Consider the following 7,419-nt stretch of genomic DNA (forward strand, 5'->3'; position numbering starts at 1 on the left):
CACCAAGTGGAGGAGGGCCGGATGGACAGCGGTGGCGTGGCGACGGGCGAACAGCGGGCGCGGATCCTGTCCGAGGCGCTGCCGTTCCTGCTGCGCTACGACGAGGCGACGATCGTCATCAAGTACGGCGGCCACGCGATGGGCGAGGAGGAGCTCGCCGTCACCTTCGGCCGCGACGTCGCCTGGCTCCAGCTCTCCGGCCTGTATCCGGTGGTGGTGCATGGCGGTGGCCCGCAGATCAACGCGATGCTGGAGCGGCTGCAGATCCGGTCCACCTTCGTCGACGGCCTGCGCGTCACCGACGAGAAGATGGTCGAGGTGGTCGAGATGGTACTCGCCGGCACCGTCAACAAGCAGGTCGCGTCCCTGATCACCCAGGCGGGCGTGATGGCGGTCGGGCTCTCCGGCAAGGACGGGGGCCTGATCCGCGCGCGCAAGATGACGCGGACGAAGCGCGACCCCGGCTCGAACATCGAGCGCGCGCTCGATCTCGGCTATGTCGGCGAGCCCGAGCACATCGACACGCGGGTGCTGAACGCGCTGAGGGGTGCCGAGATCGTGCCGGTGATCGCGCCGGTGGGGCTGGGGCCGGACGGGCAGACGTACAACATCAACGCCGACACGGTGGCCGGCGCGGTCGCGGGGGCACTCAAGGCCAAGCGCCTGCTGATGCTGACCGACGTGCCCGGCGTGCTGGATCGCGACAAGCGGCTGATCCCGGAACTGACCGCGAGCCAGGCCGAGACGCTGATGGCGGACGGCACGATCTCGGGCGGGATGATCCCGAAGGTCGAGCATTGCCTGGCCGCGGTGAAGGCAGGGGCGGAGGCGGCGGTGATCCTGGACGGGCGCGTGCCGCACGCGATCCTGCTCGAGCTCTTCACCGAGCAGGGCGCGGGCACGCTGATCCGGCTTTAGGCCGGGCCCGGTTCAGCTCGCGGCCGGCTGGGTGGCGGCTTGCGCGGACGGGCGCTGGCCCGCGATGCCCTCGCGCGCGAGGAAGCCGAGATGCCAGCGCATCTCCTCATCGCTCAGCGGCCAGGCGCCGGGTCCGGCGGTGAGGATCGCGGTCGGCGGCAGCCGCCCGAGCAGGGCCTGCACGCTCGCCGCTACGCGCATCGAGAACCCGGCCTTCCAGCAGATCGCGACCAGACCCTTGGCACTGCGGAGGTTCGCCGCGCGTTCCACCACCGACAGCGCGACATCGGCCGCGCGCGCCAGCATCGCCGCGACCATCCGCACCTCGCCGCGGTCGGCCGCGGCCAGCACGTGCGCCTCGGTCAGCCGGCCGCGCGCCTTGAGTTCCCCCGCCGCGGCGAACGCATCCGTCGGCAGCGGCAGGTCGGAGCGGTGGGTCGGCACCGACGGCGTCCCCCAGGCGACCTGCTTCACCACCTGGCGGCGCAGGAACTCGGCCGTGCCCGGATCGAGATCCGGTCGCGTGGACAGCGCGTGTACCAGATGCTCGGCGACGATCGCCGACAGCGCGCGCGCGGCACGTGACGAGAGGTGCGGACGGCGCACCAGCGGCTCGTGCCATTCTACGTTGTCCGACGCGCGCGCGATCAGCGCATCCAGCGTGTTCTCGCGGATCTGGGCGGACCGGTTGCGCAACAGCGCGGTGATCGCCGGCGAGTTGGCCGTCGCCGCAATCGCGTCGGACACCGTCTCGTTCAGATGCGGCCGGCGCGCGATCGCGCCGATCGTCTCGGCGCCTGGCGGGGCATGGACCAGCGCGAGCAGGTCCTCGGTGCACAGCAGCGGCGAGAGCTCCAGCACCGGCCCGGCCACCGGGATCTCGGTGTCGTGCGCGAGGGCAAGGATCAGCTCGCGGGGCGCATCCGGCATGTCCTTGACGACATCGGCGATCGCGGCGCGCACCTGCACCGCCGTGTCCTGCACCAGCCGCGATAGCGTCTCGGCGGTCAGGCGCTGGAGACGGTCGCGGCTGGACGGATCGAGCTGCGGCGCGAGCGTGGCGATCTTGCGCGCGAGCGCCACACGGACACGCTCGTCGGCATCGTCGGCGAGCAGACGGTCGGCCTGCGGCGGGGTCTGATCGTTGGCCGCGACCGCGACGCGCACCTCGCTCTCGTGGTCGGCGGCCAGGTAGAAGAGCAGTTCCGGCGCCATGTCCGGGCGCTGGGCGAGTGCCGCCCGCTCGGTCGCGTTGCCGGCCCGGGCGATGCGCTTCGCGTCCTCGTAGTCGGGCGCCCGCATCAGCGGGCGGCGGATCGTGCTCATGGCACTGCGAGGCTCCATCCAGACTTGCCGCCGCGCTTGGCGGCGTACATGGCGGCATCGGCACGGACCATCAGATGGCTCGTCGGCTCGCGCGTGCCCGGCGCGCGGACGGCGATGCCGACGGAGAGCGAGAGCGGGGCCTGCTCGGCGGTCGAGTGGTGCGCGAGGGCGAGCGGCGCATCGGCGACGATCCGCTCGGCCCGGCTGAGGGCAATCCTGGGATCGGCGCCGTCGAGCCAGAGCGCGAACTCGTCCCCGCCGATCCGCGCGACCAGGTCCGACGGCCGCACGGCCGCGCGCAGCAGCCCGGCGGCGGCGCGGAGCGCAGTGTCACCCGCCTCGTGGCCGTGCCGGTCGTTGATCGGCTTGAAGTTGTCGAGATCGACATAGAGCAGCGCGCCGGGCTGACCCTGACGATCCAGCCGCTCCAGCCGGCGCTCGAGCTCCTCGAAGAAGGCACGGCGGTTCAGCAGGCCGGTCAATGGGTCGGTGCGGGCCTGGCGCAGCATCTCGGCCTGCATGGACTCCTGCGCCAGCAGCAGCCCGACGAAATCGGCAGCGGCATGGATCAGCACCCGCTCCTCGCCGTCCCAGCCGCGCGCGTCGGGCGCGCGCCAGATCACGATCAGCCCGCCGCCGCCGCCCGGCTGCAGCGCCGCGGCCGCGGCAACCGGCCGACCCTCCGGGCCCTCGCCGACCGCAGTGCCGAACCCGGCGTGCTCCTCCAGCGCGGCCGCGGTCGCGACCAGCGCCGGCAGCGCCTCGCCGACCGTCAGCACGGGCACCAGCCCGGCCTCGGTCCGCCGCAGGATCGCCGTGCCCGCCGCCCCCAGCGCCGGCATCATCGCGCGTGCAGCCCCGGCCAGCATGCCCTTGGCCAGCACCTCGGTGCGCGTCTCGGCCAATACCGCGTCGATCAGCGCCTCGCGCCGGAGCGCGGTGGCGAGCGCGCCGGTGCGCCGCTCCTCCTCGGTCACGTCGCGCCCCACCCCGCGCGCGCCGATCAGCCGGTCATCGGCATCGACCAGCGGCACCCCGGCGAAGGAGAGGCAGGCCAGACGTCCGTCGGCCCGGCGCAGCCAGGCGCGCACGCCGCGCCGCTGCCGGTCGGGGCGGAATGGCGAGAAGCCGGGGGATCCGGCGGGCCCCTCGGCCAGGATGTCGTCGGCCGGCCGGCCGATCAGTTCCCCGGCCGACCAGCCCAGCGCCGGATCGGGAAAGACGAAGGTGAAGCGGCCCTCGGCGTCGGTCTCCCAGGCGAAATCGGCCGCCATGTCGACCAGATCCCGCCACCGCTGGCGGCTGTCGAGCAGGGCGTCGCGCAGGGCGTTGTCGAACTGAGGCGTGGCGAGATCGAGCGTCATCGCGGAGTCCGGTGCTTCGGCCGGCGTCGAGTGAACACCGTCCGGCGTTAACGCCGGGTTGCCGGAGCCACGCCGTTGACAGGGCAGGCGCGGGCCGCGAGGCTCCCGCCCCTCCGCCGAGGGGAGATGGAGCCGCATGGACGATCGGCTGAAGGGCGAGATCGAGGCGCTGTGGGACCGCCGGACCGAGCTGAGCCCGGCCTCGGGTGGCCGCGCGCGCGAGGCGGTTGAGGCGGCACTCGAGGCGCTCGACTCCGGCACGGCACGGGTCGCCGCCCCCACCGGCTCGGGCTGGGTGGTCCATGAGTGGCTGAAGAAGGCGGTGCTGCTGTCCTTCCGCCTGACCGAGAGCCGGGTGATGGACACCGCGGCCGGCGCCTATGACAAGGTGCCGCTGAAGTTCGAGGGCTGGGGCGAGAACCGCTTCCGCGAGGCTGGATTCCGCGCGGTGCCCGGCTCGGTGGTACGGCGCTCGGCCTATATCGCGCCGGGTGTGGTGCTGATGCCCTCGTTCGTGAACGCGGGCGCCTATGTCGATTCCGGCACGATGGTGGACACCTGGGCGACCGTCGGCTCCTGCGCCCAGATCGGCAGGAACTGCCACATTTCGGGCGGGGCCGGGATCGGCGGGGTGCTGGAGCCGCTGCAGGCTGCGCCGGTGATCATCGAGGACGAGTGCTTCATCGGTGCGCGATCCGAGGTGGTCGAGGGCGTGATCGTCGAGCGCGGCTCCGTGCTCTCGATGGGCGTCTTCATCGGCGCGAGCACCAAGATCGTCGATCGTGTCAGCGGCGAGGTGTTCACCGGCCGAGTGCCCGCGTACTCCGTGGTCGTGCCGGGGAGCCTGCCCGGGCGGCCGCTGCCGGACGGTTCGCCCGGCCCATCGCTCTACTGCGCGGTGATCATCAAGCGCGTGGACGAGAAGACGCGCGCCAAGACCTCGATCAACGATCTGTTGCGTGACTGAAGGCCCTGGCCTCGCCGACCCGCTGCCGCTGGCCGCGGCGCTGATCCGCTGCCCCTCCATCACGCCCGAGGACGCCGGCGCGCAGACCGTGCTGGCCGAAGCGCTGACCCGGCTCGGCTTCACCTGCACCGAGCTCACCTACGGGCGCGTGCGCAACCTCTACGCCCGCATCGGCACGGGCCGGCCTGCGCTCTGCTTCGCTGGCCACACCGACGTGGTGCCGGCGGGCAACGGCTCGTGGTCCGCTGATCCGTTCGGGGCGGAAGTTCGCGACGGACTGCTCTACGGCCGCGGCGCCACCGACATGAAGGGCAACATCGCCGCCTTCGTCGCCGCGCTCGCCTGCTGGCTCGACCGGCATCAGGGCCGCCCCCCGGTCGCGGTGTCGCTGCTGATCACCGGCGACGAGGAAGGCGAGGCGGTGGACGGCACCGTCAGGGTGCTGGCGTGGATGGCGGAGCGGCAGGAGGTCCCCGGGTTCTGTCTGGTCGGCGAGCCGACTTCGGTTGCTACCCTGGGTGACCTGGTGAAGATCGGACGGCGCGGCTCGATGAGCGCGCGGCTGGTGGTCAAGGGCACGCAGGGCCACAGCGCCTACCCGCAGCGCGCCGACAACCCGATCCACCGCCTTGTGCGCGTGCTGCACGGCCTGACCGCCGAGCCACTCGATGCCGGCACCGACTGGTTCGAGCCCACCACCCTGCAGATCACCAGCGTCGATGTCGGCAACCCGGCCACCAACGTGATCCCTGCGCGGGCCGAGGCGAAGTGGAACATCCGCTTCAACGACCGCCACACGGCGGCCAGCCTGGAAGCCTGGATGCGCGGCATCATCGACGCTGAGGCGCCGTGCCGTGAGGTCGCGTTCTCCTGCTCCGGCGAAGCGTTCCTCACCACGCCCGGGCCGGAGGTCGATCGGCTGGTCGGCGCGATCGCCAAGGCAACGGGCGTGACGCCGCGGCTCGACACCGGCGGCGGCACCTCGGACGCGCGCTTCATCGCCCGCCACTGCCCGGTCGCCGAGTTCGGCCTGGTCGGCAGCACCATGCATCAGGCCGACGAACGGGTTCCGGTGGCGGAGCTGCGCGAGCTCGCCCGCGTCTACGGCGGCGTGCTGGACGCCTTCAGCGCGTGAGCACGCGCGATGTCGCCGCGGGGATCGCGTCGGTGTCGCTGCTGGCGCGCGGGCGTGCGATCGGCCTCGAACTGCTCGACGGTTCACCCTACGGCGCCTGGCGCAGCTTCGTTGCCATGTTCGTCGCGGCCCCGTTCTTCCTCGCGCTCAAGCTGCTCTCGGCGCCGCCGATGGTGGCCGGCGCAGACCCGGTGCGGCTCTGGCTCGCCGAGGCGATCGGCTACGTGGTCGGCTGGTTTGCCCTGCCGCTGGTGATGGTCGCGGTCGCACGGATGCTGGACCGGCTGGATCGCTGGCCGCTGTTCGTGTGCGCCTGGAACTGGACCAACCTCGCGCAGGTCATGGTATTCCTCGCCGCCGCCCTGCTCGCCGCGGCGCTGCCGCGCGGTCTCGGCCAGCTCGTCACGCTGGTGGCACTCGGCTATGTGCTCTGGCTGCAATGGTTCGTCGCGCGCGAGTCGCTCGACATCCCTGGCCCCCGCGCGATCGCCGTGGTCGGCGTCGACCTCGTGCTCGGACTGTTCATCTCCGGGCTGACGCTCTCCGTCGCGCTCGTGCGCTGAGGCCGCGTCACCGCAGCACCTCGAAATAGCCGGTCTCCTCGTCCATCCGGACCTGCTCCATCGCGCGGAAATCGTAGCGCGAGACGATGCCGACGACATGGCCGTCCTTGACCACCGGCAGGTGGCGGAAGCCGCAGTCGCCAAGCAGCCGCAGGGCCTCGATCGCGTTCTGCTCCGGCGCGATGGTCACCGGATTGTCCGTCATCACCGCTGCGAGGTTCGTGTGCGCTGCGTCCAGCCCCTGGGCCAGCAGGCGGACGGCGTCCCGGCCGGTGAAGATGCCGGCGAGCCGGCCGCCGCGGTCAACCACCAGCACCGCGCCGACGCGGCGGGCGTGCATCGCCTCGCACGCCTTCTTCACCGTCGCCGTGGGCGGCAGGGTCAGCGGCTTCTGGTTCCGCACGATCTCGTGCATGGAGCGTGTCTGCATCGTGTCACTCCCCCGTCATGGAGGGTTCATAGACGGGAGCGCGGGACGGTGGGTTGACGCAGCGCAAAGCGCAGCGTCAGTCGGCCGTCATGGCCTCCACACGGTCGATCCGTGCGGCGCAGTACTTGAACCCGGGGATCTTGCCGATCGGATCCAGCGCCGGGTGCGTCAGCAGATTTGCCGCGGCCTCGCGATAGGCGAAGGGCACAAAGGCCAGTCCCTCGGGCAGCCCGGCATCGACGCGCGCCGGCAGCACGATCTCGCCACGGCGCGTCGTCACGCGCACGCGCTCGCCTGCCCGCAGGCCGAGCCGGCGCAGATCGGCCGGCGCGAGGCTCAGTGACGGCGCGGGCTCTAGCGCATCGAGCACCTCCGCGCGCCGCGTCATCGTCCCGGTGTGCCAGTGCTCCAGTTGCCGGCCCGTGGTCAGCACGAACGGATACTCGGCATCCGGGAGTTCCGCCGGATCGGAAAGGCCGGCCGGAACCAGGCGCGCACGCCCATCAGGCGTGGGGAAGCGATCGCCGAACACGATCTCCTCGCCCGGCAGGTCGGGGCCGCGCGTGGGGTAAGTCACCGTATGCTCGCGTGCGATCCGCTCCCAGCTGATGTGGTCGAGCGAGGGCATCAGCGAGGCCATCTCGGCATAGACCTCGGCGACCGGCCGATGCTCCCACGCGAGGCCGAGCCGGCGCGCGAGTTCGACGATGATCCAG

Annotated in this window: 8 protein-coding genes; 4 read left to right on the plus strand and 4 right to left on the minus strand. The window is 72.2% G+C overall.

All coding sequences use genetic code 11. The features are described 5' to 3' along the window. Positions 1 to 21 precede the first annotated feature (21 nt). Positions 22 to 918: an acetylglutamate kinase gene (gene argB / locus ACTIFU_RS08700; RefSeq protein WP_439577910.1), complete on the plus strand. Its 897-nt coding sequence runs from the start codon at positions 22 to 24 to the stop codon at positions 916 to 918. A gap of 12 nt (positions 919 to 930) precedes the next feature. On the opposite strand, the gene ACTIFU_RS08705 is transcribed toward argB, so the two are convergent. Together ACTIFU_RS08705 and ACTIFU_RS08710 are read right to left on the minus strand one after the other, a co-directional pair. Beyond that, complete coding sequence (locus tag ACTIFU_RS08705; protein WP_439577911.1) at positions 931 to 2,244, minus strand: DUF2336 domain-containing protein; 1,314 nt, start codon at positions 2,242 to 2,244, stop codon at positions 931 to 933. Then, positions 2,241 to 3,608: a diguanylate cyclase domain-containing protein gene (locus tag ACTIFU_RS08710; protein WP_439577912.1), complete on the minus strand. Its 1,368-nt coding sequence runs from the start codon at positions 3,606 to 3,608 to the stop codon at positions 2,241 to 2,243. The genes ACTIFU_RS08705 and ACTIFU_RS08710 overlap by 4 nt, the downstream gene beginning before the upstream one ends. A gap of 136 nt (positions 3,609 to 3,744) precedes the next feature. Here ACTIFU_RS08710 and dapD point away from each other — a divergent pair, with 136 nt between their 5' ends. The 3 genes from dapD to ACTIFU_RS08725 are packed head-to-tail and all read left to right on the plus strand — an operon-like array spanning position 3,745 to position 6,273. Next, positions 3,745 to 4,575, plus strand: a complete 831-nt coding sequence (dapD, locus tag ACTIFU_RS08715) for a 2,3,4,5-tetrahydropyridine-2,6-dicarboxylate N-succinyltransferase (protein WP_439577913.1) — start codon at positions 3,745 to 3,747, stop codon at positions 4,573 to 4,575. Next, positions 4,568 to 5,710 (plus strand): succinyl-diaminopimelate desuccinylase, encoded by a 1,143-nt coding sequence (gene dapE / locus ACTIFU_RS08720; RefSeq protein ID WP_439577914.1) that lies wholly within the window; start codon positions 4,568 to 4,570, stop codon positions 5,708 to 5,710. The genes dapD and dapE overlap by 8 nt, the downstream gene beginning before the upstream one ends. Further along, the gene (locus tag ACTIFU_RS08725; RefSeq protein ID WP_439577915.1) at positions 5,707 to 6,273 is read left to right on the plus strand and encodes a hypothetical protein; all 567 of its coding nucleotides are present in this window, start codon (positions 5,707 to 5,709) and stop codon (positions 6,271 to 6,273) included. The genes dapE and ACTIFU_RS08725 overlap by 4 nt, the downstream gene beginning before the upstream one ends. Positions 6,274 to 6,280: 7 nt before the next feature. Here ACTIFU_RS08725 and ACTIFU_RS08730 read toward each other — a convergent pair whose 3' ends face one another. Together ACTIFU_RS08730 and ACTIFU_RS08735 are read right to left on the minus strand one after the other, a co-directional pair. Next, the gene (locus tag ACTIFU_RS08730; RefSeq protein WP_439577916.1) at positions 6,281 to 6,703 is read right to left on the minus strand and encodes a CBS domain-containing protein; all 423 of its coding nucleotides are present in this window, start codon (positions 6,701 to 6,703) and stop codon (positions 6,281 to 6,283) included. 76 nt (positions 6,704 to 6,779) lie between these two features. After that, positions 6,780 to 7,419: molybdopterin oxidoreductase family protein (locus tag ACTIFU_RS08735; RefSeq protein ID WP_439577917.1), on the minus strand; the 640-nt coding region annotated here is incomplete at its 5' end.

The sequence above is a fragment of the Elioraea sp. genome (assembly GCF_051860475.1).
Taxonomy (GTDB): domain Bacteria; phylum Pseudomonadota; class Alphaproteobacteria; order Acetobacterales; family Acetobacteraceae; genus Elioraea.